At 71.4% G+C, this 25,490-nt stretch carries 25 protein-coding genes and 1 riboswitch; of the genes, 13 read left to right on the top strand and 12 right to left on the bottom strand.

Going from position 1 to position 25,490, the window contains the following annotated elements; all coding sequences use genetic code 11:
* Positions 1 to 2: 2 nt before the first annotated feature.
* Positions 3 to 1,082: a histidinol-phosphate transaminase gene (gene hisC / locus AB0F18_RS00355; protein ID WP_362052826.1), complete on the bottom strand. Its 1,080-nt coding sequence runs from the start codon at positions 1,080 to 1,082 to the stop codon at positions 3 to 5.
* A 362-nt stretch (positions 1,083 to 1,444) separates the two neighbouring features.
* Here hisC and AB0F18_RS00350 point away from each other — a divergent pair, with 362 nt between their 5' ends.
* The 3 genes from AB0F18_RS00350 (at position 1,445) to AB0F18_RS00340 (ending at position 5,012) form a co-directional block, all read left to right on the top strand.
* A complete protein-coding gene (locus tag AB0F18_RS00350) occupies positions 1,445 to 2,560 on the top strand; it encodes a LacI family DNA-binding transcriptional regulator (RefSeq protein WP_362052823.1) in 1,116 nt (371 codons plus the stop codon).
* A gap of 232 nt (positions 2,561 to 2,792) precedes the next feature.
* The gene (locus AB0F18_RS00345) at positions 2,793 to 4,031 is read left to right on the top strand and encodes a metallophosphoesterase (RefSeq protein WP_362052820.1); all 1,239 of its coding nucleotides are present in this window, start codon (positions 2,793 to 2,795) and stop codon (positions 4,029 to 4,031) included.
* Positions 4,032 to 4,181: 150 nt separating this feature from the next.
* Positions 4,182 to 5,012: a hypothetical protein gene (locus tag AB0F18_RS00340; RefSeq protein WP_362052817.1), complete on the top strand. Its 831-nt coding sequence runs from the start codon at positions 4,182 to 4,184 to the stop codon at positions 5,010 to 5,012.
* Here the strand turns inward: AB0F18_RS00340 and AB0F18_RS00335 are convergent.
* Entirely contained in the window at positions 4,969 to 5,397 is a 429-nt protein-coding gene (locus AB0F18_RS00335; protein WP_362052814.1) for a hypothetical protein, read from the bottom strand. The two genes, AB0F18_RS00340 and AB0F18_RS00335, sit on opposite strands and share 44 nt — an antisense overlap.
* A 147-nt stretch (positions 5,398 to 5,544) precedes the next feature.
* Between AB0F18_RS00335 and AB0F18_RS00330 the strand changes: the two genes are divergently transcribed.
* Complete coding sequence (locus AB0F18_RS00330) at positions 5,545 to 5,775, top strand: hypothetical protein (RefSeq protein WP_362052811.1); 231 nt, start codon at positions 5,545 to 5,547, stop codon at positions 5,773 to 5,775.
* Between the two features lie 508 nt (positions 5,776 to 6,283).
* Positions 6,284 to 7,372: a glycosyltransferase gene (locus AB0F18_RS00325; protein ID WP_362052808.1), complete on the top strand. Its 1,089-nt coding sequence runs from the start codon at positions 6,284 to 6,286 to the stop codon at positions 7,370 to 7,372.
* A 71-nt stretch (positions 7,373 to 7,443) separates the two neighbouring features.
* Here the strand turns inward: AB0F18_RS00325 and AB0F18_RS00320 are convergent, their stop codons facing one another.
* The gene (locus tag AB0F18_RS00320) at positions 7,444 to 8,493 is read right to left on the bottom strand and encodes an aldo/keto reductase (protein ID WP_362053126.1); all 1,050 of its coding nucleotides are present in this window, start codon (positions 8,491 to 8,493) and stop codon (positions 7,444 to 7,446) included.
* 119 nt (positions 8,494 to 8,612) lie between these two features.
* The gene (thiC, locus tag AB0F18_RS00315) at positions 8,613 to 10,400 is read right to left on the bottom strand and encodes a phosphomethylpyrimidine synthase ThiC (RefSeq protein WP_362052805.1); all 1,788 of its coding nucleotides are present in this window, start codon (positions 10,398 to 10,400) and stop codon (positions 8,613 to 8,615) included.
* Positions 10,395 to 10,539: riboswitch (TPP riboswitch) on the bottom strand. It overlaps the preceding gene by 6 nt.
* A 72-nt stretch (positions 10,540 to 10,611) precedes the next feature.
* Between thiC and AB0F18_RS00310 the strand changes: the two genes are divergently transcribed.
* Entirely contained in the window at positions 10,612 to 12,018 is a 1,407-nt protein-coding gene (locus AB0F18_RS00310) for a YibE/F family protein (protein WP_362052802.1), read from the top strand.
* Between the two features lie 42 nt (positions 12,019 to 12,060).
* Here the strand turns inward: AB0F18_RS00310 and AB0F18_RS00305 are convergent, their stop codons facing one another.
* The 4 genes from AB0F18_RS00305 to AB0F18_RS00290 all read right to left on the bottom strand — a co-directional run bounded on the left by AB0F18_RS00305 (position 12,061) and on the right by AB0F18_RS00290 (position 14,243).
* The gene (locus AB0F18_RS00305) at positions 12,061 to 12,513 is read right to left on the bottom strand and encodes an SsgA family sporulation/cell division regulator (RefSeq protein ID WP_362052799.1); all 453 of its coding nucleotides are present in this window, start codon (positions 12,511 to 12,513) and stop codon (positions 12,061 to 12,063) included.
* 97 nt (positions 12,514 to 12,610) lie between these two features.
* A complete protein-coding gene (locus AB0F18_RS00300; RefSeq protein ID WP_362052796.1) occupies positions 12,611 to 13,357 on the bottom strand; it encodes a helix-turn-helix domain-containing protein in 747 nt (248 codons plus the stop codon).
* Positions 13,358 to 13,539: 182 nt separating this feature from the next.
* Entirely contained in the window at positions 13,540 to 13,758 is a 219-nt protein-coding gene (locus AB0F18_RS00295; protein ID WP_362053123.1) for a DUF5326 family protein, read from the bottom strand.
* A gap of 167 nt (positions 13,759 to 13,925) precedes the next feature.
* Positions 13,926 to 14,243 carry a cupin domain-containing protein gene (locus AB0F18_RS00290; protein WP_042810190.1) on the bottom strand — a complete coding sequence of 106 codons (318 nt, stop codon included), beginning with the start codon at positions 14,241 to 14,243 and terminating at the stop codon, positions 13,926 to 13,928.
* Between the two features lie 93 nt (positions 14,244 to 14,336).
* Here AB0F18_RS00290 and AB0F18_RS00285 point away from each other — a divergent pair, with 93 nt between their 5' ends.
* The 4 genes from AB0F18_RS00285 to AB0F18_RS00270 all read left to right on the top strand — a co-directional run bounded on the left by AB0F18_RS00285 (position 14,337) and on the right by AB0F18_RS00270 (position 17,519).
* Complete coding sequence (locus tag AB0F18_RS00285; RefSeq protein WP_362052793.1) at positions 14,337 to 14,717, top strand: phage holin family protein; 381 nt, start codon at positions 14,337 to 14,339, stop codon at positions 14,715 to 14,717.
* A 9-nt stretch (positions 14,718 to 14,726) separates the two neighbouring features.
* Positions 14,727 to 15,893, top strand: coding sequence for a cystathionine gamma-lyase (locus AB0F18_RS00280; protein ID WP_362052790.1), 1,167 nt, complete (start codon positions 14,727 to 14,729; stop codon positions 15,891 to 15,893).
* Positions 15,894 to 16,069: 176 nt separating this feature from the next.
* Positions 16,070 to 16,978, top strand: coding sequence for a LysR family transcriptional regulator (locus AB0F18_RS00275; protein ID WP_362052787.1), 909 nt, complete (start codon positions 16,070 to 16,072; stop codon positions 16,976 to 16,978).
* A 61-nt stretch (positions 16,979 to 17,039) separates the two neighbouring features.
* Positions 17,040 to 17,519: an NUDIX hydrolase gene (locus tag AB0F18_RS00270; RefSeq protein ID WP_362052784.1), complete on the top strand. Its 480-nt coding sequence runs from the start codon at positions 17,040 to 17,042 to the stop codon at positions 17,517 to 17,519.
* A 31-nt stretch (positions 17,520 to 17,550) separates the two neighbouring features.
* Here AB0F18_RS00270 and AB0F18_RS00265 read toward each other — a convergent pair whose 3' ends face one another.
* Positions 17,551 to 18,756, bottom strand: coding sequence for a globin domain-containing protein (locus AB0F18_RS00265; RefSeq protein WP_362052781.1), 1,206 nt, complete (start codon positions 18,754 to 18,756; stop codon positions 17,551 to 17,553).
* A gap of 147 nt (positions 18,757 to 18,903) precedes the next feature.
* Positions 18,904 to 19,527: an HAD-IB family phosphatase gene (locus AB0F18_RS00260; RefSeq protein ID WP_362052778.1), complete on the bottom strand. Its 624-nt coding sequence runs from the start codon at positions 19,525 to 19,527 to the stop codon at positions 18,904 to 18,906.
* 168 nt (positions 19,528 to 19,695) lie between these two features.
* Here AB0F18_RS00260 and AB0F18_RS00255 point away from each other — a divergent pair, with 168 nt between their 5' ends.
* The 3 genes from AB0F18_RS00255 to AB0F18_RS00245 are packed head-to-tail and all read left to right on the top strand — an operon-like array spanning position 19,696 to position 22,289.
* Complete coding sequence (locus tag AB0F18_RS00255; RefSeq protein ID WP_362052775.1) at positions 19,696 to 20,577, top strand: GNAT family N-acetyltransferase; 882 nt, start codon at positions 19,696 to 19,698, stop codon at positions 20,575 to 20,577.
* A 26-nt stretch (positions 20,578 to 20,603) separates the two neighbouring features.
* Positions 20,604 to 21,056, top strand: a complete 453-nt coding sequence (locus tag AB0F18_RS00250; protein WP_362053120.1) for a GNAT family N-acetyltransferase — start codon at positions 20,604 to 20,606, stop codon at positions 21,054 to 21,056.
* A gap of 54 nt (positions 21,057 to 21,110) precedes the next feature.
* Positions 21,111 to 22,289, top strand: a complete 1,179-nt coding sequence (locus AB0F18_RS00245; RefSeq protein WP_362052772.1) for a winged helix DNA-binding domain-containing protein — start codon at positions 21,111 to 21,113, stop codon at positions 22,287 to 22,289.
* A gap of 31 nt (positions 22,290 to 22,320) precedes the next feature.
* Here AB0F18_RS00245 and AB0F18_RS00240 read toward each other — a convergent pair whose 3' ends face one another.
* Positions 22,321 to 23,718, bottom strand: a complete 1,398-nt coding sequence (locus AB0F18_RS00240; RefSeq protein WP_362052769.1) for a serine hydrolase domain-containing protein — start codon at positions 23,716 to 23,718, stop codon at positions 22,321 to 22,323.
* 135 nt (positions 23,719 to 23,853) lie between these two features.
* Positions 23,854 to 25,317: a replicative DNA helicase gene (dnaB, locus tag AB0F18_RS00235; protein WP_362053117.1), complete on the bottom strand. Its 1,464-nt coding sequence runs from the start codon at positions 25,315 to 25,317 to the stop codon at positions 23,854 to 23,856.
* Between the last annotated feature and the right edge of the window lie 173 nt (positions 25,318 to 25,490).

The raw sequence follows: 25,490 nt of genomic DNA, 5'->3' as shown, positions 1-25,490 counted from the left end.
GACTACAGCTCCTTGAAGAAGGCCTCCGCCGTGTGCAGGAAGAGGTCGTTCGCCTCGGTCTCACCGATCGTGACCCGCAGGCCCTCGCCCGCGAAGGGCCGGACCACCACACCGGCCTTCTCGCAGGCCGCCGCGAACTCGGCGGTCCGCTCCCCCAGCCGCATCCAGACGAAGTTGGCCTGGGTGTCCGGGACCGTCCAGCCCTGCGCGAGCAGCGTCTCGTGCACCCGGTTGCGCTCGCACACGAGCGCCCCGACCCGGCCCATCAGCTCGTCCTCGGCGCGGAGCGAGGCGACCGCCGCGTCCTGCGCCAGCTGGCTGACACCGAAGGGCACCGCGGTCTTGCGCAGCGCCGCGGCGACCGGCTCGTGCGCCACCGCGAAGCCGACGCGCAGGCCGGCCAGGCCGTAGGCCTTGGAGAACGTACGCAGCACGGCGACGTTGGGGCGGTTGCGGTAGAGCTCGATGCCGTCCGGCACGTCGGAGTCGCGGACGAACTCGCGGTACGCCTCGTCCAGCACCACCAGGACGTCCGAGGGGACGCGGTCCAGGAAGCGCTCCAGCTCGGCGCGGCGCACCGCGGTGCCGGTCGGGTTGTTGGGATTGCAAACGAAGATCAGCCGCGTCCGGTCGGTGATCGCGGCGGCCATCGCGTCCAGGTCGTGCACGTCCCCGTCGGTCAGCGGCACCTGAACCGAGGTCGCGCCCGAGATCTGCGTGATGATCGGGTAGGCCTCGAAGGACCGCCAGGCGTAGATGACCTCGTCGCCCGGGCCGGCCGTCGACTGGATCAGCGACTGGGCCACGCCCACCGAGCCCGTACCCGTGGCGATGTGCTCGGCCGGCACCCCGAACCGCTCGGCCAGCTCGTTCACCAGGCCGGTGCACGCCATGTCCGGGTAGCGGTTGAACCGGCCCGCGGCCGCCACCGCCGTCTCCAGGACCCCCGGCAGCGGCGGGTAGGGGTTCTCGTTCGAGGACAGCTTGAAAGCGACGGCCCCGCCCGCGGCGGCGGGCTTGCCGGGCTTGTAGGTGGGGATGCCGTCCAGCTCGGCGCGCAGCTTCGGGCTCTTCTCGCTCACCGCAGGTCCTCCTCGACCGTCCCGTCGACGTCTCCGTCGACTCAATACTGCTCACCTTATGAGGATTCCGCCGATCCGAGAATGGCGGGCGCCAGGAACACAGGGGGAGCGCGCGCATATATGCGCGCGCCGGTGGCCTGCGCCGTGGCGCGCGTCCCTCGTGCAGGTGAGTTGCGACCGGCCCCGGACAGCCGCGTTTTGGCATGCTCGTACCCGCCGACAGGCCCCACCCTTAGCCCAAATCGCCAAATACCTTCAATTCCAAGGTCATTGGGGGTGGCGAACCAAGCAGAATCGTGCCTGTCAACCCGTGCATATGCACCTGAACCGCCCAGCCCTCCGAGCCCTACTATCGGCTCGCCATGACAGCAGCAGGGAAGCATCACGTGAGCCGGACCGAGACCAGCCGGCGGGCCGGCGGCCGACAGGGCCGGGCCGGCATCAGGGACGTGGCCGCCGCGGCGGGCGTGTCCATCACCACCGTCTCCGACGCGCTCAATGGCAAGGGACGGCTGCCGGACGCCACCCGCCGCCACGTTCGCGAGGTGGCCGACCGGCTGGGCTATCGCCCCTCCGCCGCCGCCCGCACCCTCCGTACGGGCAAGTCGGGCCTCATCGGCCTGACCGTGACGACGTACGGGGATGAACCTTTCACCTTCACCGAATTCGCGTACTTCGCCGAGATGGCGCGGGCCGCGACCTCCGCAGCACTCGCCCGCGGCTACGCCCTCGTCATCCTCCCGGCCACCTCACGCCATGACGTCTGGTCGAACGTGGCCCTCGACGGGACCGTCGTCATCGACCCCTCCGACCACGACCCCGTCGTCAGCGAGCTCGTCCGCCAGGGCCTGCCCGTGGTCTCCGACGGCCGGCCCGCCGGCACCCTCCCCGTCACCGCCTGGGTCGACAACGACCACGAGGCCGCCGTCCTCGGCCTGCTCGACCACCTCGCCGCCGCCGGAGCCCGCCGTATCGGGCTGCTGACCGGCACCACCACCGACACCTACACCCGGCTCTCCACGACCGCCTACCTCAACTGGTGCGAGCGGGTCGGCCAGGACCCCGTCTACGAGTCCTACCCCGCCCACGACCCCTGCGCGGGCGCCGTCGCCGCCGACCGCCTCCTCGCCCGGCCCGACCGCCCCGACGCCGTCTACGGGCTCTTCGACCCGAACGGCACCGACCTCCTCGCCGCCGCCCGCCGCTACGGGCTGCGGGTCCCCGAGGACCTGCTCCTCGTCTGCTGCAGCGAGTCCACCGTCTACGCGAACACCGAGCCGCCCATCACCACGCTCTCGCTCAAGCCGCGCCGCATCGGAACCGCCGTCGTGCAGCTGCTGATCGACGCGATCGAGGGGGTCGACACCGGGCGCCCGGTCGAACAGGTCGTCCCCACCGAGCTGATCATCCGTACGTCCTCGCAGCGCAGAACCCCCCGGACCACCGTCAGCCCGCCCCGTTCGCCCTCCCAGGACTGACCGCCGGACCGCCGTACCGGCGGGGCCGACAGCCCCGCCGACGGATTTCAACAACGCTCATATCGGGCGAAAACATCAGGAAGGTTTGGTTCCGCCCAGGATTCACCACCCCTGGTGCGTCACAGAGCGCGAGCCGCATTCCTATGATGGGCGCACGACATCACGGACCCTCCGCCCCGGAGGTGAGCAGGGTCCGCAGGTGTACGGCAGCGCGACGGTGGTGGAGGGGTCGATGACTCAGGGGGCCGGTCAGGGACCCGCGATGCGGACGGACACGCTGCGGGACTTCCGGGTGCCCGTCAACGAACCCGCGCCGTACGCCGTGTCCGCCGGCCTGCCCGGCGAGGCGCCCGTGTACGGCGAGTACCCCGCGTACTACGAGGAGGCGCCCGCCGACCCGCGGCCCCGCTACACCGCGGAGCACGCCGACTACCCGGCCGCGCCCCCCGCGGCGTACCCGGCGCCGGACACCGTCCCGCAGCAGCGTCAGGCCGAGCAGGCGGACTTCCCCGCCGACGGTCCCGCCGACGACGACGGCTACACGCCCACCCAGCGCGACCTGCCCATCATCGGCCGCGGCGCGACGGGAGGCCCCGGGGACACCGTCCAGGTCCAGTACGTCCCCCAGGAGGCCCCGGGCGACGGCCCCGGCCCCCTCTACGTCGTGGGCGACGTACACGGCTACCTCGACGAGCTCATCCACGAGCTGCAGGCGCAGAACCTCATCGACGCCGACTGCCACTGGTCCGCCGGCAACGCCCGGATCTGGTTCCTCGGCGACTTCACCGACCGCGGCCCCGACGGCATCGGGGTCATCGACCTCGTCATGCGGCTGTCCGCCGAGGCGGCCGCCGCCGGGGGCTACTGCAAGGCCCTGATGGGCAATCACGAGCTGCTGCTCATCGGCGCCAAGCGGTTCGGTGACACCCCCGTGAACTCCGGTGCCGGCACCGCCACCTTCCAGGCCGCCTGGCTGCTCAACGGCGGCCAGCGCACCGACATGGAGCGCCTGGAGGACGTCCACCTGCAGTGGATGTCCCGGCTGGACGCGGCCACCCTCGCGGACGGACACCTGCTGCTGCACTCCGACACCACCGCGTACCTGGACTACGGCGACTCCATCGAGGACGTCAACGACACCATCCACGAGCTCCTCAACCGCCACGACGCGGACATCACCTGGGACCTGTTCCGCAAGTTCACCAAGCGCTTCGCCTTCCGCGACGAGGAGACGGGCCCGCAGGCCGTACGCGAGCTCCTCGCCACCTACGGCGGCAGCCGCGTCGTGCACGGCCACAGCCCCATCCCGTACCTGCTCGGCGAGGTGGGCACCGAGGACGGCGACGAGGGGCACGGGCCGGAGGACGTCGACGGTCCGCACGTGTACGCGGACGGACTGGCCATCGCGATGGACGGCGGCGTGACGATGGCGGGCAAACTGCTGGTCCAACAACTGCCGCTGCGCGACTGAGCGTTCACCGAGCGGGGTATTTCCCGAAAGTCCCTGTCACCCCATGGCCGGGTCGCTCTACCATCGCCCTATCCGTAGCAGGCTCTCCTCCGTTTTGGGCCGGCGCCCGGGGTCTACGCGGGCATACCGGCTCGTACGGAGCATCGGGGGATGCACATGACCAGCGGTCCGCACCTGCTCACCGAAGACCGACCCGAGTTCGACCGGCTCCTCGACGAGGCGCTGCGCACGGCGGACGAACGGCCCGAGCTCGCCGCCCTCGGCGAACGGCTGAACGCCGAACAGCTGCGCACCATGGCCTTGAGCGCCATCGCGCTGCTGACCGCCGCGGCGGCCGCCGAGTACGCCCACTACGTGAAGGTCCGGGAGGAACTGCGCGACGGCGTCCTGTCGGGCCGAGGGAACACCGACGAGGACACCGCTGAGGACGGCACCCGGGAGGACGGCACCGGGGCGGGGGTGAGCGCCGTGGTGGCCGTCCTCGCGCCGGTCCTGGCGGGCACCGCCATGCTGATCTTCCTGCTGGTGGGGTACAGCCTGAAGGCGACGATCGAGCCCGAACCGGCCTTTGCCCAGACCATGCTGACGGCGGGTTGGCTCTTCGGCGGGCTCACCGTGGTCGCGCTGGTCTTCGCGGTGATCTCGCTGCTGGTGGCGGCCCTCCGCAACAGCTCCACGGAGGTGGCCGCGGAGGAGAGCGTGCCGATACCCGAGGAGCTCGCGCGGGCCCGGGAGGCCTGGCGCAACGCGCTGCTGGAGCGGGGGATCATGCCGTTCCTGCGCGACGCGCTGGCCGATCCGACCGCCGGGACGGGCTATCCGGTGCCCCGTACGCCGGGGGCCGGGCGCATCCCGCACCTGGGGTACACCCGGCCCGACTTCACCAGCCCGTCCGACGGGACGCCCGCCCCGAGGCCGGGCTACTCCAGCCCAGACTTCACGAGCCCGGACTTCGGCGGCCCGGACCACCGCCCGGACTGATGTCCGGGGGCGGGCCGGGCCGCGTGGGTTGGTGCTGGGTTACCGCGTTCGTTCCGCCGGGGTCAGCCCATGCGGTGTGCGGGGCCTTGGTCCAGGCGTTGTCGCACGTCAGGGTGGGCAGGTCGCCGGGGACCACGTCGCAGTCCGTCTCGTAGACCGTCGTGAGGCCCGTGTCCGGGTCGGGAGCCACGACCTCGACGTGGGTCATGTTGTTGTGGTCGCTGACCGCGATGCCGCACGCCCCGGCGGGGTAACCGTCGTTGTCAGACAGCTCGTTCCACTCGAAGTCGGACGGCGGAGTGGGAGTGAGGCTGCGGATTCCGGCCCACGCCTGGCCGTCGATGATGACTCCCTTGACCTCTTCGGTGGCGCTGGGCTTGTACACGGAGACGCCCGTGCACCCGCCGGTCGCACCCGTGGCACCGGTCGCACCCGTGGCACCCGTCGCACCCGTCGCGCCGGTCGCCCCGTCGCGCCGGTGTCACCCTTCGGACCCGTGGGGCCGGTCGGGCCCGTCGGGCCGGTGGGGCCCGTGGCGCCGTTACCGGGCTTGCACGTGGTCGTGGTCGTGGTCGCGGCCGTCGCCGTCGTCGTCACCGCCACCGCCACCGAGGTACCGGTCCAGCAGCTGGACGTGCAGCGGCCTGCCGTGGTCGTGGTCGTGCGACCCCTCCTCGCAGTCGTCACCGCCACCGCGGGCGGCCGGACCGGCCGCCGTCACCGCAGGTCTGACCTGCTGCGCATAAGGCGGCGACAGGACTGACGACGCCTGCCAGCACGAGGGAGAGCGAGGCCAGGGCGCCTCCCGCCATCCAGGCCCGGCTCCGGGGCAGGGGGCCGAGGAGGATGGCCTTGGGCCGGTGCTCACGACTCAAAGAGCGCTCCTTGAGGGAAGTAGGCCAAATTGGGACAATCGGGTCCCGGTCGCGGGGTCGAGCTTCCCCCGGTGATCATGGATCGCCTACGCAACCCCTTGGACACGCCCCCCGTTATCAGCAGATCGGCCTACCCAGTGCCGCCAACCGGTCCAAGTCGGCTTGCCCCCGCCGGACCGCGGCCTTACTGATCATTTCAGCGGCCACCGAGAACAGGTCCCAGACCCCAGGTCCCGTTGCCGACTGCGAATTCCCCCGCGCCCACCGGCGCGCCGCCCACCGGCGCGCCGCGCCCGCTCCCTAGAGTCCCGGACGATCCATCCGACCCGGCCATCCGCCACAACGTACGGCCCACACCAGCGGACGGGACCCGTGAAACCAACAGTCTGTCTGAACATGATCGTCAAGAACGAGGCTCCGACCATCCGGAAGTGCCTCGACTCGGTACGTCCCCTGATCGACACCTGGGTGATCGTGGACACCGGCTCGACGGACGGCACCCAGGACGTCATCCGGGACTGCTTCAGCGACATCCCCGGCACCCTCTACGAGCGCCCCTGGAAGGGGTTCGACGGCAGCCGGACCGAGGCGATCGAACTCGCCCGCTCCAGCGCCGACTACCTGCTGTTCATCGATGCCGACGACGCGATGGAGGTAAAGCCCGGGTTCCGGATGCCCGAACTGACCCTCGACGCATACCAGATCGCCCTGCACGACGGGCCGATCATCCACTACCGGTCGGCGCTCGTCGCCACCCGGCTGCCCTGGCGGTACGTCGGCGTGCTCCACGAGTACATCGACTGCGGCGCCCAGTACAGCCTCGGGCTGCTCGAAGGAGCCAACATCCTCAGCATCGGAGGCGGAGCCCGCCTCCGGGAGGGCGGCCAGCGGCAGAAGTACCTGCGCGACGCGGCAGTCCTCGAACAGGGGCTCATCAAGGAACCCGAGAACTCCCGCTACATGTTCTACCTCGGCCAGAGCTGGCGTGACGCGGGAGAGCCGGAGAAGTCCCTCGCCGCCTACGACCGCCGGGCGGGCATGGTCGGCTTCTACGAGGAGACATACCTGGCCCAGGTCTACGCCGCACGGGCCGCCGCGACCCTGGGCCGGCCGGCGGCCGAGGTGATGAACCGCTACCTCCGCGCGTACGAGAGCCGGCCCTCACGCGCCGAGGCGATCGGGGACCTCGCCGGCATCTGCCGGGTGGAGCGGCGCTGGCCGCTGGCCTACATGTTCGCCAAGACGGCAGCCGGCATCCCCTACCCCGAGGACATCCTGTTCGTGGAGTACGCCTGGCACGAGTGGCGGGCCCTCGACGAGCTCGCCATCGCCGCCTACTGGATCGGCGAGTACCGGGAGTCCCTGGAGTGCTGTGAGCGTCTGCTGAGTGAGGGCAAATTGCCCGACGAACACCGCGAGCGCGTCTCCGGGAACCTGGATTTCGCGCGGAGCAAGCTGGGCTCGCGGGACCTGGTGAGGACCTGACCACCCACCGTCCGATGTTTCACGTGAAACACCCCCGGCGTTTCACGTGAAACATCCCGCCCGACGCCGACCTAGCCCGCGGCCCGTTCTCCGAGCGGGCGCCGCCGCTGGGTGGCGTCCGTGAGGGCCGGCGGGAGCCAGACACCGTCCGGGTGGTAGAGATTCGTACCCGGCGGCACGACCGCGTCGATCCGGTCGAGCGCCTCGTCGTCGAGGACCAGCCCGGCCCCCTTCACCAGCGATTCGAACTGCTCCATGGTGCGCGGGCCGATGATCACCGAGGTGACCGCCGGATGCGCGACGGGGAACGCCACGGCCAGCTCCGGCAGGGTGCAGCCGAGATCGTCGGCGATCTCGACGAGCTTCTCCACCGCCTCCAGCTTGGCCACGTTGCCCGGGATGGCCGGGTCGAAGCGGGCCGGGGTCAGCTTGGCCCGCCCCGAGGTCAGGTCGACCGGCCCGCCGAGCCGGTACTTCCCGCTCAGGAAGCCCGAGGCCAGGGGGCTCCAGGTCAGCACGCCCATCCCGTACCGCCGGGCGACCGGCAGTACGTCGGCCTCGATGCCGCGCGCGAGGATCGAGTACGGCGGCTGCTCGGTCCGGAACCGGGGGAGAGCCCGGCGCTCGGCGACGTGGTGGGCCTCGGCCAGTTCCTCGGCGGGGAAGGTCGAGCACCCGAAGGCGCGGATCTTTCCGGCGCGGACGAGGTCGCCGAGGACGGACAGCGTCTCCTCGACATCGGTCGAATGGTCGGGCCGGTGCACCTGGTAGAGGTCGATCCAGTCCGTGTCCAGCCGGCGCAGGCTGTCCTCGACGGCGCGGACGATCCAACGCCGCGAGTTCCCGCTGCGGTTGCGGCCCTCCCCCATCTGGAAGTGGACCTTGGTGGCGAGCACGACGTCGTCACGCCGCCCCTTGAGCGCCTTGCCGACGATCACCTCGGACTCGCCCGCGGAGTACATGTCCGCGGTGTCCACGAAGTTGATGCCCTGATCGAGCGCGGCGTGGATGATCCGCGCGCAGTCCTCGTGGTCCGGGTTACCCACCGCCCCGAACATCATCGTGCCGAGGCAGTGGGCACTCACCTCTATGCCGGTCCCGCCCAAATTCCGGTATCGCATGGTCATGCGGCCGCACTCTAGGAGCTGGAGTGCACTTCAACGCAAGACCTTTCCGGCAGCCCGTCAGGACCGGCCCGCGACTCCCCCCATGAGGTCTCGGGCCGGTCCCTCCGGCCGGCTCAGTCCGCCAGCGGCAGGTAGACGCGGTTCCCGGACGCGGCGAACTCGGCGGACTTCTCCGCCATGCCCGCCTCGATCTCCTCGGCCTTCAGGTCGCCGCCGTGCTCACGGCGGATGTCCTGGGAGATCTTCATCGAGCAGAACTTCGGACCGCACATGGAGCAGAAGTGGGCGGTCTTGGCCGGCTCGGCCGGGAGCGTCTCGTCGTGGAACTCACGGGCCGTGTCCGGGTCGAGGGCCAGGTTGAACTGGTCCTCCCAGCGGAACTCGAACCGCGCGTCCGACAGGGCGTCGTCCCACTCCTGGGCGCCCGGGTGGCCCTTCGCCAGGTCCGCCGCGTGGGCAGCGATCTTGTACGTGATGACGCCGGTCTTCACGTCGTCCCGGTTGGGCAGGCCCAGGTGCTCCTTGGGCGTCACGTAGCAGAGCATCGCGGTGCCCCACCAGGCGATCATCGCGGCGCCGATGCCGGAGGTGATGTGGTCGTACGCGGGAGCGACGTCCGTGGTCAGCGGGCCGAGCGTGTAGAACGGCGCCTCCTCGCAGATCTCCTGCTGGAGGTCGATGTTCTCCTTGATCTTGTGCATCGGGACGTGGCCCGGGCCCTCGATCATCGTCTGCACGTTGTGCCGCTTGGCGATCGTGTTGAGCTCGCCCAGCGTCTTCAGCTCCGCGAACTGCGCCGCGTCGTTGGCGTCGGCGATGGAGCCGGGGCGCAGGCCGTCACCCAGCGAGTAGGTGACGTCGTACGCCGCGAGGATCTCGCAGAGCTCCTCGAAGTTCGTGTAGAGGAAGTTCTCCTTGTGGTGCGCCAGGCACCACGCGGCCATGATCGAGCCGCCGCGCGAGACGATGCCGGTCTTGCGGCGGGCCGTCAGCGGCACGTACGGGAGCAGCACGCCGGCGTGGACCGTCATGTAGTCGACGCCCTGCTCGGCCTGCTCGATGACGGTGTCCTTGTAGATCTCCCAGGTCAGGTCCTCGGCACGGCCGTCGACCTTCTCCAGCGCCTGGTAGAGCGGCACGGTGCCGATCGGTACGGGGGAGTTGCGCAGGACCCACTCACGCGTGGTGTGGATGTTGCGGCCGGTCGAGAGGTCCATGACCGTGTCGGCGCCCCACTTGGTGGCCCAGGTCATCTTGTCGACCTCCTCCTCGATGGAGGAGGTGACGGCCGAGTTGCCGATGTTGGCGTTGACCTTCACCAGGAACCTCTTGCCGATGATCATCGGCTCGATCTCCGGGTGGTTCACGTTGGCCGGAAGCACCGCGCGGCCCGCGGCGATCTCCTCGCGGACGACCTCGGGGGAGACGTTCTCGCGGATCGCGACGTACTCCATCTCCGGGGTGATCTCGCCCCGGCGGGCGTACGCGAGCTGCGTGACGGCCTGGCCGCCACGGCCCCGGCGCGGCAGGCGCGGGCGGCCGGGGAAGACCGCGTCGAGGTTCTTGAGGCCGCCGCGGGGCGAGGTGTGCTTGATGCCGTCGTCCTCGGGGCGGACGGGGCGACCCGCGTACTCCTCGGTGTCACCGCGGCCGATGATCCAGTTCTCGCGCAGCGGCGGCAGGCCGCGGCGTACGTCGGTCTCGATCTGCGGGTCGGTGTACGGACCGGACGTGTCGTAGAGCGTGACGTCCTTGCCGTTGGTGAGGTGGACCTGGCGGACCGGCACCCGGATGTCCGGGCGGGAACCCGCCAGGTATCCCTTGTGCCAGCCGGGCTGGCGCTCGGTCTGGCCGTCGGCGTTCTGGCCGGCGGCAGGCGTGCGTGCGTCCTGAATGGTCATGAGACCTGATCTCCCTACGCCGGCATTACCCGGTAACAGGTTCGGCGGTCGACGCAGCCTCCTCCCGTACGCAATCTCCTGCGCGTACGGTGATCAGCGCCCTCTCAGCCCGGTGCTCCGAGCTCCCGCGTTGTGCAAAGTAGCCCCCACGCTAGCGTCATCTGTGGCGTGCTGAATAGTGGGCCCCCTCATCTGTTGCGATGATCTGCCGGTGACGACCTCGCCGCAGCCCCCCAACGAGCCCACAGAGCCCTTCGGCCACACCGGTCACGATCACGCGGCCCACGGGCACGCGGCCGGCGTTCCACAGGGTCCCTCCCACAGCCACGGGCATGGCCACGGCCATGGGCACGGCCACGGGCCGGCGGCCCCGGTCTCCAAGCACCTGCGCAAGGTGATTTCCGCCGTCCTGATCCCCTTCGCCGTCGCCGTGTTCGTCGGCCTGGTGGTGCTGTGGCCCGGCGGCGCCCCGGCGCACGAGCGCACCGGGGTGGGCTTCGACCGCCAGACCCAGCAGGGCCGGGTCGTCGCCCTCTCGGAGGTCGACTGCAAGGCGGTGAACGCCGCCCAGGCACCGCCGACCGGCGGCACCTCCACCCCCGAGGGGCGCGAGGCGCGGCCGGGGCAGACCGGCGCGTGCAAGAGGGCCACCGTCGAGGTCACCACCGGGCCGGAGAAGGGCCGCGTCTTCTTCGAGATCGTCCAGCCGGGTGCGCCACGGCAGCTGGAGAGGGACCAGGAGGTGGTGGTCGCCTTCGCGCCGGACGCTCCGCGCGACCTCCAGTACTCCGTGATCGACCTGAACCGGAAGTTCCCGGTGGCCCTGCTCGCGGGGATCTTCGCGGTCGCGGTGGTGGTCGTCGGCCGGATGCGCGGGCTGTTCGCGCTCATCGCCCTCGTGGTCAGCTTCGGGGTGCTGACCCTCTTCATCCTCCCGGCGATCCTGCAGGGTTCGAATCCCCTGGTCGTCGCGGTCGTCGGGGCCAGCGCGATCATGCTGATCGCGCTCTACATGTGCCACGGACTGACCGCGCGCACCTCGGTCGCCGTGCTCGGCACCCTGGTCTCGCTGCTGCTGATCGGCCTGCTGGGCTCACTGTTCATCGGCTGGGCCTTCCTGAGCGGGAACACAGACGACAACACCGGCCTGATCCACGGGCTCTACCCGGACATCGACATGAGCGGTTTGCTGCTCGCAGGCGTGATCATCGGATCGCTCGGCGTACTCGACGACGTGACCGTCACTCAGACCTCGGCCGTCTGGGAACTCCACCAGGCCGACCCCGACATGGGCCCGCGCGCCCTGTACCGGGCCGCCATCCGGATCGGACGCGACCACATCGCGTCCGTCGTCAACACGCTCGTACTGGCCTACGCGGGCGCGGCTTTGCCCCTGCTCCTCCTGTTCTCCATCGCGAACAGCAGTATGGGGACCGTGGCCAACAGCGAGCTGGTGGCGGAGGAGATCGTACGGACCCTCGTGGGCTCGATCGGACTCGTGGCCTCGGTGCCCGTGACCACGGCGCTGGCCGCTCTGGTGGTCTCCGCGGACCGGCCCGGCCCCGCCGCCGCCGCGGCGCCGGCCCGCGGCGGCCGGGGCCGGCGGCGCAAGCGCTGACGGGGCGGGGCGGGGCAAGGAGGGGCTCCGGATCGGAGCCGCTCAGCCCGCGTTCTGCTCGTTCTGCTGCTGCGCCTCGGCGAGGATCCTGCCGAGCTCCTCGTCGAGGGTCTCCTCGAAGTCGCCGAGGCTGCGCTCCTGACCGAGCGGAACGAGCCGGTCGGTCCGGTCGAGGAACGCGACGAGCGGGGCCGCGCCGGCCCGGAAGAGGGCCCGGTCGCCGCCGACCTGGAGGCGGATGTGGACGTCGGAGAGCTCTCCCGGCTCGGTCGGGGCGATGTGCACATCGCCGTCGCCGCACGGCCTGTTGATGCCGTCGAGGAGCAGCTCCCGGCCGAACGCCCAGGTCACCGGGGCGTCTCCGGGAAGGTGGAAGGTCAGGCGTACGGCATAGGGGTCACGGGCGTCGTACCGGAGTTCCACCGGGATCCGGAACGCGAGCTCCTCGGAAACGAGGAAGCTCATCATGACCTCTGCCTGTACCGACTCGCGCATTGCCTACCCCGCTGTAGTGGAAGTGGCCAGGAATGATCCCCCAGGGCCCTCTTGACAAGGGTGGTGGAAGCGCAAGCAGATCACAAGGAGTGAGTTTTCAGATACTGATAGAGAAGGAGAGGGTGCTCAACAGCGCGCCTACTTCACTCCGTAGTCGATCGACTACACACAGCAAGCGAGATTCCTGGTGCACAGGTAGAGAAATGGCCATCGTCGCGGCGGTGTCGCCGGCGGTGATCGGGATGGCCGCGCACACCGTGCCCAGGGCGTACTCCTGACGTTCGATCACCGGCTGCATCCGCTCCAGGGCGCCGATCCGCTCTTCCAGGGCGTGCATGTCCCGCACCGTGTAGGGCGTGATGCTCTCGACCGGGTGGCGGTCGTAGTGGTCCCTGCGCGTCTTCTCGTCCAACTGCCCCAGCAGGCACTGGCCGATGGCGTGCGCGTGGGCGGTGGCGCGGAAGTCGGCCCATTCCTCGCAGGCGGGGTTCGCCGGGGTGTCCGAGACACCCACGACCTCGATCTCACCCTCGCGGTAGACCGCGAAGTAGACGGGGGCCCCGACCACGTCGCGGAAGTGCGCGAGCGAGTCGAGGATCATGCTGCGACGTTTCTGCTGAAGTCCCCCGTGCCCCAACCGGGCGGCGGCGTCGCCGAGGAGGAACACCCCGCCCTCCCGGCGCAGATAGCCCTCGTGCGTCAGGGTGCGCAGCAGGTGGTACGCGGTGGGGAGCGGGAGCCCGGCCTCGCGCGCCAGCTGTTTCGCCGGGGCTCCCCCACTATGGGAGGCCGCCGCTTCCAGCAGCCTGAGAGCCCTCTGCACCGATCCGATCAGCGTCGGCACACCGGCATTGTGGACCGGAGACAAAGCTCACCCCCCAGGCGTGGCGGCGGGCCCGGGGGCCCGCCGGCGCCCAGGGAACGGCACGGATTGCCAGCCTATCCACCGATTGCCGCAGGGTGAGGGGTTTGGGGGGCCATGTTCGCCCGCCTGGCGCAATGTCCGTGCCCCTCGGGCGCGGCGGCCTACCAGCCGTCGGTGGAGCTCTTCGCGCCGTTGCCCGTGAACTTCTTGACCACGAAGACCAGGCCGCCGACGAGGGCCGCGAACAGCAGCACCTTGAAGGCGAAACCGATCAGCGTGCCGATGATCGTGGTGATGATGCCGCCGAAGACGAAGAGTGCCAGCAGCGGAACGGCGACCCACTTGACCCACCACGGCGTGCCCGCGAACATCGCTCGGATCCCGTCCATGTCCCTACCTCTTCCTCGTCCGCGCCCGTTTCCCCGGCGTCTTCCTTGGTTTCGAGCTTAGGAGGCGGAAGAACGGGCCGGGGGTCCACGAGCCCCCGGAAGCCCCTGACCCTCCCCCTAGGGGGACCGGGGGGCCGACCCTCAGGGCTCCGGGGTCCTCAGGCCTCCGGCGGGGAGAAGACGACCATCACCTTCAGGGGCTCGGTGATGTGGTGGAACTTGTGCGGCACTCCCGCCGGGACGTAGACCACGCTGCCGTTGGCCACCGTCGTCGTCTCCTCCCCGACCGTGATCGAGGCGCGGCCGCTCACCACGAAGTACACCTCGTCCTGGCGGTGCGGCTGCTGCGGGTCGCTCTGCCCCGCGTCGAGCGAGTAGAGCCCGACCGACATGTTCCGCTCACGCAGGAACTGCAGGTAGGCGCCGTCGTTGGCGGCCCGCTCCGCTTCGAGCTCGTCCAGCCGGAAGGCCTTCATGTTCGCTGTGCCCCTTGCCCTTGCCCAGTGGTGCCCCGGGATCCGCTGATCTGCTGATGCCCGAGCCGAGTGTTCTCTGCCACGATCAGACACATGACGAATTTCGTAGTCAAGACGCTCGCCAATGCGGGGGCCCTGGCCGTCGCCATCTGGCTGCTCTCCGGCATCACGCTCGACGACGGCAGCAGCCTCGGGCGCCGCACCCTGACACTGATCCTGGTCGCGCTCGTGTTCGGCCTGGTCAACCTGATCGTCAAGCCCGTGGTGAAGCTGCTCTCGTTCCCGCTCTTCATCCTGACCCTGGGCCTTTTCACCCTCGTGGTGAACGCCCTGATGCTGCTGCTGACCTCCTGGGTCGCCAAGCAGGTCGACCTCAGCTTCCACGTCGACGGCTTCTGGACCGCCGTCCTCGGCGGGCTGATCATCTCCATCGTCTCCTGGGCCCTGAACCTGGTCCTGCCCGACAAGGACTGAGTGAGCCCCGTGAACGGACACCCCGCGGGCGAAGCGGACGCATCGGTCCGGTACGGCGAGGGGACCCGGGCCGTGCGCGCCGGGCTGCCCGAACCCGTCAAGAACGAGCCGCCGCTGCCCGGACCCGTCTTCGCCGCCCACTTCCACCTCCCCGGCGAGGTGGCCGGCCCGTACACCTACGGCCGCGACACCAACCCCACCTGGACCCTGCTGGAACGAGCGATCGGCGAACTGGAGGCGCCCGGCCGCCAGGACGTGGACACGATCGTCTTCGCCTCGGGCATGGCCGCGGTCTCCGCCGTCCTCCTGTCGCAGGCCCGCGCCGGGGACACCGTCGTCCTGCCCGACGACGGCTACCAGGCGCTGCCCCTGGTCCGGGAGCAGCTGGAGGCGTACGGGGTACGGGTGCGCACCGCGCCGACCGGCGGGGACGCGCAGCTCGCCGCCCTCGACGGGGCCCGGCTGCTGTGGATCGAGACCCCCTCCAACCCGGGGCTCGACGTGTGCGACGTACGGCGCCTCGTCGAGGCGGCGCACGCGGCGGGCTCCCTGGTCGCCGTCGACAACACCCTCGCGACCCCGCTCGGGCAGCGGCCGCTGGAGCTGGGCGCGGACTTCTCCGTCGCCAGCGGCACCAAGGGGCTCACCGGCCACGGGGACCTGCTGCTCGGCTACGTCGTCTGCCGCGACCCCGGACTCGCCGCGGGCATCCGGCGCTGGCGCAAGATCGTCGGCGCTGTCCCCGGCCCGATGGAGGCCTGGCTGGCCCACCGCTCCCTGGCCACCCTCCAGTTGCGGGCCGAGCGCCAGTGGGCCAACGCGCTGGCGGTCGCCGGGGCACTGGCCGACCGCGCCGAGGTGACCGGGCTGCGCTACCCCGGCCTCCCCTCGGACCCCTCCCACAAGACGGCGGCCGCGCAGATGAGCGGCTTCGGGTCGGTGGTCTCCTTCACCCTGCCCGACCGCGCGCACGCGGAACGTTTCATGACCGCTCTGCACCTGGTCGAGGACGCCACGAGCTTCGGCGGGGTGCGCTCCACCGCGGAGCGGCGCGGACGCTGGGGCGGCGACGCCGTGCCGGAGGGCTTCATCCGGTTCTCCGCCGGCGCCGAGGACCCCCGGGACCTGGTCGCGGACGTGCTCCGGGCCCTTGATCACGCTGGTTCCGGGGCCTGACCGGCCGCGGGGCAGCGGTCCGAGCCTCCCCCCTGGTGGCTCGGACCGCCCGGGTTCCCTGCCCGCAAGAACCACGCGGTCAAGGCTAGTTGACTCAGCGTCAGAGTCCAATCACGGTAACGACAGGAACCTATCGGCATATTTATAGTTGAAGGCCCCCACTGAGAGGGGCCGCCATGGACCTGGCCCTGCTGCGCACCTTCGTCGCCGTGCACCGGGCCGGCTCGTTCACCCGGGCCGCCACGCTCCTCGGGCTGTCCCAGCCCGCCGTCACCTCCCAGATCCGCACCCTGGAGCGGCAGCTCGGCCGTCCCCTGTTCCACCGGCGCGCCCGCGGCGTCACCCCCACCGCCGTCGGTGACGAACTGGCCCACAAGGCCGCCCCGCACCTGGACGCCCTGCTGCGGATCGCCGAGACCGAGCGGCAGGCCGCCGGAGCCCTGCGCACCCTGCACCTCGCCGGGCCGCCCGAGTTCCTGAGCCTGCGGGTGCTCCCCGCCCTCGCACCCCTCGTCGGCCACGGGCAGACCCTGCGCACGGTCTTCGCGGCCGACACGCAGGAGAACCTCGCCGGGCTCGCCGCCGGACAGCACGACCTGGTCGTCACCACCTCCCGGCCGCGCGGCGGACCGTTCACGGCCGACGCCCTCTGTGACGAGGAACAGGTGCTGGTGGCCGCGCCCTACTGGGCAGCCCTCGCCGGCCCGGGCGAACCGCTCACCAAGGGCCCCGAGGCCCTCGACGGGATCCCCGTCGTCGAGGTCCACGAGAGCCTGCCGCTGGTCTCCCGCTACTGGGCCGCCGTGTTCGATTCCGTGCCCGGCTCGGTGGCCGACACCACCGCCACGGTCGTGGCGCCCGACCTGCGGGCCGTGCTGGAGTGCGTCCGGGCGGGCGCCGGCCTCGCCGTCCTGCCCCGCTACCTGTGCCAGGACGCCCTCGACCGCGGCCAGGTCGTCGCCCTGCTGGAGCCCGCCGTGCCCCCGCTGCGCACCTGGTTCCTCGTCGTACGGACCGGCAGCCTGGCCCTCGCCCACCTAGCCCGCGCCCACGACCGCCTGCTGCGCGCCGCGGCGCACTGGTGAGCCCCTCGTGTTTCGGACGACGGCGCGTTTCAGATGCCCGGACGCGGGCCACTCTTCTCCCATGACCGAACGTCCCGTGGTCAAACGCACCGCTCGCGCGATCCTGCTCGACGGTGACGACCTGATCCTCATCAAGCGCACCAAGCCCGGCGTCGATCCGTACTGGCTCACCCCGGGCGGCGGCGTGGAGCCCTCCGACGCCACCGTCGTCGAAGCCCTCCACAGAGAACTCGACGAGGAGCTCGGCGCCAAGATCACCGATGTGGTGCCCTGTTTCGTCGACACCGTCGAGCACATCGCCTCCGGGGGAGTGACCGGGGTGAAGGTGCAGCACTTCTTCGTCTGCCACCTCGAATCGATGGACCCGGGCCGACGGCACGGCCCCGAAGTCGACGACCCCCAGGGCGAGTACGAGATCGTCCGCGTGCCCTTCAGCCGCGTCGGCATCGCCGCGGTCCACCTCGTCCCGCTCTCGCTGCGCCACTACCTCGACGGCAACATCGAGGGGGTGCGCGCCATGCACGCCCCCGACCTGGGCTGAGCACACCGGGGCGGGCGGGCCCAAGCCGGTCTCAGCCGGCCACGCCCGCCAGCTCCTCAAGGGCGTCGTAGCGGATGCGCTCCCCGGGGATCCCGATCCGCTTGAGCTCGTCCACACCGCTGCGGATCATCGCCGGCGGCCCCGAGATGAAGGCGTCGTACGAGCTCCAGGGCCCGTGCTCGCCCACCGCGTGCGGCAGCTGCCCCGCCATCCCCTCCCCGATCACCGGGCGGACCGACAGCCACGGGTGGGAGCGCTGCAGGCCCAGCAGGGTGTCCTTGTCGTAGAGGTCGTTGTCGCTGCGCGCCCCGAAGAAGACTTCCACCGGCCGCCGCTCACCGTGCTCGGCCACGTCCTCGATCAGCGCCTTGATCGGCGCGATGCCGGTTCCCCCGCCCAGGCACAGCATCCCGTTGTCCGTGCTGTGGTCCACCACCATCGACCCGGCCGGAGGGCCCAGCCGCAGGACGTCGCCCGGGCGGGCGTGCCGTACCAGGGCGTTGGAGACCCAGCCGGCCGGCACGGCCTTGACGTGGAAGGACAGCAGCCCGTCGGCGCGCGGCGCCGAGGCGAAGGAGTAGTGCCGCCAGACCCGTGGCCACCACGGGGTCTCCAGGCTCGTGTACTGGCCCGCGAGGAACGGGTACGGCTGGTCGGGACGGACGGTCAGAACGGCGATGTCCGAGGTGCGCAGATCGTGCGAGACCACCTCGGCGTGCCACCACGCCGGCGCCCTCGTCTCGTCCTCCGCCGCGGCGTCGATCATCGTCTGCGAGATCGCGGTGTACGCGCGCACCCAGGCGGCCTCGGTCTCCGGTCCCCAGGTCAGCTCCGCGTACCGGGCCAGCGCCCCGATCAGCGCCTCCCCGACCACCGGATAGTGCGCGGCCATGGTGCCGTACTTGCGGTGCCCGGTGCCGAGCCGGCGCAGGTAGGGGGTGAGCACCGCCGGGTCGTCGATGTGCTCGGCGGCGGTCAGCAGCGCCTTCAGCAGCCGGTCGCGCTGGGCGTCCATGGCCGCGGGGAACATCTCCCGCACCTCCGGATGCCCTGTGAAGACCAGGGCGTAGAAGTACGAGGCCACCTTGTCGGCGACGGGTGCGATCTCGGCAAGGGTCCGGCGGATGAGGACGGCGTCCGGGGAGGGTTCGGTCGCACCGCCCCCGGAAGGTATCCAGCCCGTCGGTCTCGCCGATCTGGTGGGCGGAAGGTCCATGCGGTGCCTCGCTTCGAGCATCTCGGTCGGGTCTCACACGCCACGGCGTCGAATCCGTGGTTCCGGGTTTCACAGCGTGCCAGCCGACCGAGAGTGCTGCGGGGGAATGGAGAAAAACCGCGTTTCGAACCCACTATCCCCTTAAGATGCTCCGACTCCCGGGCGCGTCTACCCCAGGAGCTGGTATGCCTCCCTGAGGTCGAGGCCCTCGTAGACGTGGGTTGCGCGCGCCGCCAGATGCGGGCGCGCGTTCACCGCCACCGACCTCGGAAGCGCCTCGAAGAGGAACGCGTCGGTCATCGAGTCCCCGTACGCGACGCAGTCGGCCCGGGTCACCGCGAACCGCTCGCACAGCCGGTCCGCGACCCGCAGCTTGCCCTCGGGTGTCAGGATCCCCGTCACGTCGACGGGCCGGGTGAAGGGCACCGCCGGAAAGACCGAGCCGTGAGCGGCGTGCGCGCCCCACTCCAGCAGCAGTTCGACGAAGAACGAGGGGGACAGGGAGATCACCGCGCAGTAGTCCCCCCGTTCCCGGATCTCCCGCCAGACGTCCCGGATCCCCGTCAGCCACGGGGCCCCGTCGAAGGCCGCCCGGACCTGCGCGGGCGTCAGGTCCGCCCACAGGGCGCGCGCCGCCACCGAGAACTCCTGCGGGCCGATCTCCCGGGCGCCGAAGGCCCTCTCCAGCTCCGCGATCTCGGACTCCACACCGAGCTGCCGGGAGATCTCGACCGGGGCGGCCGAGCCGTGGATCAGGGTTCCGTCGAGGTCGAACAGGTGCAGCAGCGTCATAGCCGTCGAGGCTAACCGCTGCGTTCGGCGCGAAGCATCATGTTTCACGTGAAACGTCGACCCGTTTCACTGGGGGCACCTCCCAGCGGTAGCTGGGGGAGAAACATCGACCGACCGGATCCCGGAATCCCCTGGACGCCCCGCGCGCCGATGATCCACTCTGGGCCGGTGACACCACCTCTGCTCACCGATCTGCCGATCCGCGCGCTGACCCTGGACGATCTCCGTCACTGCGCCGACCTCTCCCAGGACCGCGGCTGGCCGCGCGAGGACCACAAGTGGGGGCTGCTCCTCACCGCCGGAACCGGATACGGCGTCGACGCGCCCGACGGCCGGGGACTGGCCGCGGCCTGTGTCGTCACCGGCTACGGGGACACCCTGGCCAAGCCGGACCTCGCCGCCATCGGGATGGTCCTCGTCGCCGAGCGGTTCGCCCGCCAGGGCCTGGGCCGCCGGCTCATGCAGTACGTCTGCGACGACCTCCTCGCCGGGGTCCCGCTCACCCTCCACGCCACCCCGTACGGCCGCCCGCTCTACGAGGAGCTCGGCTTCGACACCACCGGCCGGGCGGAGATGCTCCGGGGCGCCTTCCTCCCCGAGCAGAGCGGTTCCGCCGCCGTCCCGGTCCGGCCGGCCACCGGCGAGGACCTGCACGCGATCATCCGGCTGGACACGGAGGTGTTCGGCACCGACCGGACCCATATGATCACGCGCCTGCCGGCCTTCACGGACAGGCTGCTCGTGGCCGAGGACGCCTCCGGCGCCCTCATCGGCTACGCCGCCATCTGGCCCAACATGGAGACCCATGTCGTCGGCCCGCTCATCGCCCGGGACACCGCCACCGCGCAGGCCCTGGTGACCGCCCTGGCCGCGTCCACCGAACGGCCCCTGCGCACTGACGTGGACGTACGCCACGAGGAGCTCGTCTCCTGGCTCAAGGAGCGCGGCCTGGAATCCGTGGCCTTCAACGCGGTCATGACCCGAGACATCCCCGGCCTCCCCGGTGACTGGACCCGCCGCTGGGCCCCGCTCACCGTCGCCGCCGGCTGAGGGAAGGACAGCCCGCCATGACCGAGATCCCCGAACTGGCCATCCGCCCCGCCGCCGAGGCCGATCTGCCCGCCATCGTGGCCATGCTGGCCGACGACCCGCTCGGCGCCACCCGCGAGTCCCCGGGCGATCTGACCCCGTACGTCGCGGCCCTCAAGCGGATCACCGACGACCCGCACCAGCACGTCGTGGTCGCCGTGCGCGGCGAGCGCGTCGTGGGCACCCTCCAGCTGACCATCGTGCCCGGCCTGTCCCGCAAGGGCTCCACCCGCTCGATCATCGAGGGGGTCCGGGTCCACGCCGACGAACGCGGCGCCGGCCTGGGCACCCGGTTCATCGAGTGGGCCATCGACCGGTCGCGCCAGGAGAACTGCCAACTGGTCCAGCTCACCTCGGACTCCACCCGCACCGACGCGCACCGCTTCTACGAACGCCTCGGCTTCACCGCCTCCCACGTGGGGTTCAAGCTCCAGCTCTGACCGGGCCCGCCGGGGGCCGGGCCGCTGTCGTCGGCCCGGCCTACGATCGGGAGGATGAGCACCGGCCTGCCCCTCGTCACCACCGCCGACCGCCGCAACCGGCTCGGCCGCCGGCACCGCCTGGCCCCCTCGGCCCGCGCCGCCACCCTCGGCGAGGCCGCGGACGCGGTCGTCGCCCTGCACGCCACGGACGCGGCGACCGTCTACCTCTCCGCGCGCGCCCGCCTGGCCGGGAGCGACGGCCCCGCGACGATCGAGCGCGCCCTGTACGAGGACGTGAGCGTCGTCCGGATGCTCAGCATGCGCAACACGCTGTTCGCCGTGTCCACGGGACTCGCCCCCTACGTCGACTCCTCCACCGCCCGCGCGATCGCGGTGAAGGAACGCCGGACCCTGCTCAAGCACCTCGCAGAGGACGGCCAGGGCCTGGACGCCGACTGGCTGGCGCACGCCGAGGCCGCCGCGCTCGACGCCCTCGACGCCCGGGGCGCCTCGACCGGGTCCCAGCTGTCCGCGGCGGTGCCCGCACTCCGGCAGAAGATCACCATCAGCCGGGGCAAGAAGTACGAGGCCGAGACGGGCGTCGCCACCCGTGTGATCCGCCTCCTCGCCGCGGACGGCCGGATCCGCCGGGACCGGCCGCGCGGCTCGTGGACCTCCAGCCAGTTCCGGTGGGTGCACACGCAGCCGTGGCCCGCCGTTCCCGCCGCCGAGGCCCGGGCCGAGATCGCCCGGCGCTGGCTGTACGCCTACGGCCCGGCCACCGAGGCCGACCTCAAGTGGTGGACCGGCTGGACCCTCACCGACGTGCGCAAGGCCCTGGCCGCCGTGGGACCCGAGCAGGTCCGGCTCGACGACGGCGGCACGGCGCTCGTCTGCCCCGGTGACACGGCGCCCGAACCCGCCCCGGAGCCATGGGCGGCGCTGCTCCCGGCACTCGACCCCAGCGGCATGGGCTGGGCCGACCGCGGGTTCCACCTCGACCCGGCCCACCGGCCCGCCCTCTTCGACTACGCGGGCAACATCGGTCCGACCGTCTGGTGGAACGGCGAGATCGTCGGCGGCTGGGCCCAGCGCCCCGACGGAGAGGTGGTCTGGCGGCTGCTGGGCAGCCCCGGCCGCGCCGCCGAGGAGGCGATCGGGGCCGAGGCCGCGCGGCTGGCCGCCTGGGTGGGCGACGCCCGGATCACCCCGCGCTTCCGCACCCCGCTGGAGCGTGAGCTCGTCTCCTGACCCGGGACCCCGGAGGACACGGCCGGGGGCCTCAGCCGATGCCGCGCCAGCCCTGCGGGTCCACGCCGCCCGGCACCGGGGCCTGGGGGTCGTAGGGCTCGCGCGTGAAGACGAACGAGGCCAGGTCCAGGTGGCTCACGGAGCCGTCCTCCCGCCGTACGGCACGCAGGGTCTCGCCCGCGTAGTAGCCCGTCAGGCCCGTCCACGTGCCCTCGGGTCCGCTGCGGAACCGGGCCGAGCGCCCCAGCGCGCCCACCGGGCCCAGTTCCAGCGACCCGTCCGACCTCAGCCGCAGCGCGTAGGGCGCGGTGCCCCAGTACCAGACGCCGCAGAGCTCCAGCGGGACCCGGTCGGCCTCCTTGAACGGCCGCCAGGGCGCGGGGAACCGGGGCTCGGCGTCCGCCACGATGCCGAGGAGCTCGGCGGCCACGGTCGCGGCCGGCAGCCCCGACGTGCAGTTCGCCAGGACCACCGCCGCCACGTCGTCCGCCTCGCTCAGCCACAGGCCCGCGACGAATCCGGGCAGCGAACCGCTGTGTCCGACGAGCCGCCGCCCGCGCTGGTCCGACAGCTGCAGCCCCAGCCCGTAGCCGAAGTCGGCGATCCCGGGCTCCGGGGGCGTCGCCGAGGTACGCATCTCCCGCACGCTCGCGGCGCTCAGCACCCGGTCGTCGCCGCGCGTCAGCAGGTCCGCGAACCGCGCCAGGTCCCGGGTCGTGGACCACAGCTGGCCGGCCGGAGCCATCAGCCCCAGGTCCTCGGCCGGTTCGGGCATCATCACGTCCGCCCAGGGGTGCACCGCCCAGCCGCCCGCGTGCGGGGCCTGCGGCTGCGTGCTCGTACGGTGCAGCCCCAGCGGCTCCAGCACCTCGGCGCGCATCACGTCCTCCCACGGCTTGCCGCGGAGCGCCTCGACGAGCGAACCCAGCAGGGTGTACCCCGGGTTGGAGTAGTGGTGCCGGATGCCCGGGGCGTGCTTGAACGGCTCCTCACCCAGCACGTCGGCCAGCCCGGGGCGCTGTGCGCCGGGGGTGCGCTCCCACCATTCGCCGGGCGTCTCCGCGGCCAGGCCCGCGCTGTGGGCCAGGAGCTGGGCGATGGTCACCTCGTCGGCGCCGGTGCCGGGCAGGTGCTTGCCCAGCGGGTCCGAGAGCGCGAGCAGCCCCTCGTCCCGCAGCCGCATCACCAGGACGGCCGTGAACGTCTTGGTGATCGACCCGACCCGGTACTGGACGTCCCCGTCGGGGCCGTGGCCGTCGACGGAGGTCCGCGACCCCTCCCAGACCACCTCCCCGCCGCGTACGACGGCCGCCACCACGGACGGGGCCCGGCCCTCGCTCTGCGCGACGGCGATCCGGTGGCTCAGCGCGCGCCGGGTGGAGGGCAGGAGGTGCAGGTCTTCGGAGAGTGCGTCAGAGAGTGCGTCCATGCACACGTCTTAGCACCCCGTCGGCCCGTCCCCTTCCCGGGGCCCTCCCACCGGTCCCTCAGGACCGTGGCCGGGACCGGGCGCAGCCAGCCCGCCGGGTCGGACCGGACCGGCCCGGAGACGCTCCTGATCCCGCTACGTGTTGGCCATGTCCACGAACCGCGAGTAGTGGCCCTGGAAGGCGACGGTGATGGTGGCCGTCGGACCGTTTCGGTGCTTGGCGACGATCAGGTCCGCCTCGCCCGCGCGGGGGGACTCCTTCTCGTACGCGTCCTCGCGGTGCAGCAGGATCACCATGTCGGCGTCCTGCTCGATGGAGCCGGACTCACGCAGGTCGGAGACCATCGGCTTCTTGTCGGTGCGCTGCTCGGGGCCACGGTTCAGCTGGGAGAGCGCGATCACCGGCACCTCCAGCTCCTTGGCCAGGAGCTTGAGGTTTCGGGACATGTCGGAGACCTCCTGCTGACGGCTCTCGGGACGGCGCGAACCGCCCGACTGCATCAGCTGGAGGTAGTCGATGACGACGAGCGAGAGGTCGTTGCGCTGCTTGAGCCGGCGGCACTTGGCGCGGATCTCCATCATCGACAGGTTCGGGGAGTCGTCGATGTAGAGCGGGGCGGCCGAGACGTCGGGCATCCGGCGGGCGAGCCGCGTCCAGTCGTCGTCGGTCATGGTCCCGGAGCGCATGTGGTGCAGCGCCACCCGGGCCTCCGCCGAGAGCAGGCGCATGGCGATCTCGTTGCGGCCCATTTCGAGGGAGAAGATGACGCTCGGCAGGTTGCTCTTGATGGAGCAGGCGCGGGCGAAGTCCAGCGCGAGCGTCGACTTGCCCATGGCGGGACGGGCGGCGATGACGATCATCTGGCCGGGGTGCAGGCCGTTGGTCAGGGAGTCCAGGTCGGTGAAGCCGGTCGGCACACCGGACATCTGGCCGGAGCGCGACCCGATGGCCTCGATCTCGTCGAGCGCGCCCTCCATGATGTCGCCCAGGGGCAGGTAGTCCTCGGAGGTCCGCTGCTCGGTGACGGCGTAGATCTCGGCCTGGGCACTGTTGACGATCTCGTCGACGTCGCCGTCCGCCGCGTACCCCATCTGTGTGATCTTCGTACCGGCCGCGACGAGGCGGCGCAGGACGGCCCTCTCGTGGACGATCTCCGCGTAGTACTCGGCGTTCGCCGCCGTGGGCACGGACTGCACCAGGGTGTGCAGGTACGAGGCCCCGCCGACCTTGCTGATCTCGCCGCGCCGGGTGAGTTCGGCGCCGACGGTGATGGGGTCGGCCGGCTCGCCCTTCGCGTACAGGTCGAGGATGGCCTGGTAGATCGTCTCGTGCGACGGGCGGTAGAAGTCGTGGCCCTTGAGGACCTCGACCACGTCGGCGATCGCGTCCTTGGACAGCAGCATGCCGCCCAGCACGGACTGCTCGGCGTCCAGGTCCTGGGGCGGAACGCGCTCGAAGCCGCCGCCCCCGCCGTCCCAGGAGCCGCCTTCGCGGCCCCGGTCGCGGTCTTCGTCCCCGCGGCCGCGGCCCTCGCCGCTGCGGCGCGAACGGGTGGGCAGACGGTCACTGGGACCGCTGTCGGCCCAGGGGTCGTCCATGGGCTCGGGCATGCTCACCGGGCCGCCTCCTCCCGTCCGCAACGCGGACCTCGCCATGTCACTCTTTCTACGACACGGCTCTGACATTTGGGACACCCGGATCGGCGCTCGGCGCGTCGGGCAACGCCCAACGGTAGGGCCGCGGGCGGCGTCAGCCAATCTTGTTATCCACA

The organism is Streptomyces sp. NPDC029216 (assembly GCF_040648015.1).
Lineage (GTDB): Bacteria > Actinomycetota > Actinomycetes > Streptomycetales > Streptomycetaceae > Streptomyces.
Note: the sequence above shows the minus strand (reverse complement) of the source record. Positions and strands in the feature narration are given on the sequence as shown.

Excerpts from the sequence above, each read along its gene's own strand:
- AB0F18_RS00245 (WP_362052772.1), top strand. The coding sequence starts at position 21,111 with ATGAGCACCGGCCTGCCCCTCGTCACCACCGCCGACCGCCGCAACCGG.
- thiC (WP_362052805.1), bottom strand. The coding sequence starts at position 10,400 with ATGACCATTCAGGACGCACGCACGCCTGCCGCCGGCCAGAACGCCGAC.
- AB0F18_RS00285 (WP_362052793.1), top strand. The coding sequence starts at position 14,337 with ATGACGAATTTCGTAGTCAAGACGCTCGCCAATGCGGGGGCCCTGGCC.
- AB0F18_RS00350 (WP_362052823.1), top strand. The coding sequence starts at position 1,445 with ATGACAGCAGCAGGGAAGCATCACGTGAGCCGGACCGAGACCAGCCGG.
- AB0F18_RS00325 (WP_362052808.1), top strand. The coding sequence starts at position 6,284 with ATGATCGTCAAGAACGAGGCTCCGACCATCCGGAAGTGCCTCGACTCG.
- AB0F18_RS00265 (WP_362052781.1), bottom strand. The coding sequence starts at position 18,756 with ATGCTCGAAGCGAGGCACCGCATGGACCTTCCGCCCACCAGATCGGCG.
- dnaB (WP_362053117.1), bottom strand. The coding sequence starts at position 25,317 with ATGGACGACCCCTGGGCCGACAGCGGTCCCAGTGACCGTCTGCCCACC.
- AB0F18_RS00305 (WP_362052799.1), bottom strand. The coding sequence starts at position 12,513 with ATGCGCGAGTCGGTACAGGCAGAGGTCATGATGAGCTTCCTCGTTTCC.
- AB0F18_RS00275 (WP_362052787.1), top strand. The coding sequence starts at position 16,070 with ATGGACCTGGCCCTGCTGCGCACCTTCGTCGCCGTGCACCGGGCCGGC.
- AB0F18_RS00270 (WP_362052784.1), top strand. The coding sequence starts at position 17,040 with ATGACCGAACGTCCCGTGGTCAAACGCACCGCTCGCGCGATCCTGCTC.
- AB0F18_RS00345 (WP_362052820.1), top strand. The coding sequence starts at position 2,793 with ATGACTCAGGGGGCCGGTCAGGGACCCGCGATGCGGACGGACACGCTG.
- AB0F18_RS00260 (WP_362052778.1), bottom strand. The coding sequence starts at position 19,527 with ATGACGCTGCTGCACCTGTTCGACCTCGACGGAACCCTGATCCACGGC.
- AB0F18_RS00290 (WP_042810190.1), bottom strand. The coding sequence starts at position 14,243 with ATGAAGGCCTTCCGGCTGGACGAGCTCGAAGCGGAGCGGGCCGCCAAC.
- AB0F18_RS00240 (WP_362052769.1), bottom strand. The coding sequence starts at position 23,718 with ATGGACGCACTCTCTGACGCACTCTCCGAAGACCTGCACCTCCTGCCC.
- AB0F18_RS00320 (WP_362053126.1), bottom strand. The coding sequence starts at position 8,493 with ATGCGATACCGGAATTTGGGCGGGACCGGCATAGAGGTGAGTGCCCAC.
- AB0F18_RS00340 (WP_362052817.1), top strand. The coding sequence starts at position 4,182 with ATGCACATGACCAGCGGTCCGCACCTGCTCACCGAAGACCGACCCGAG.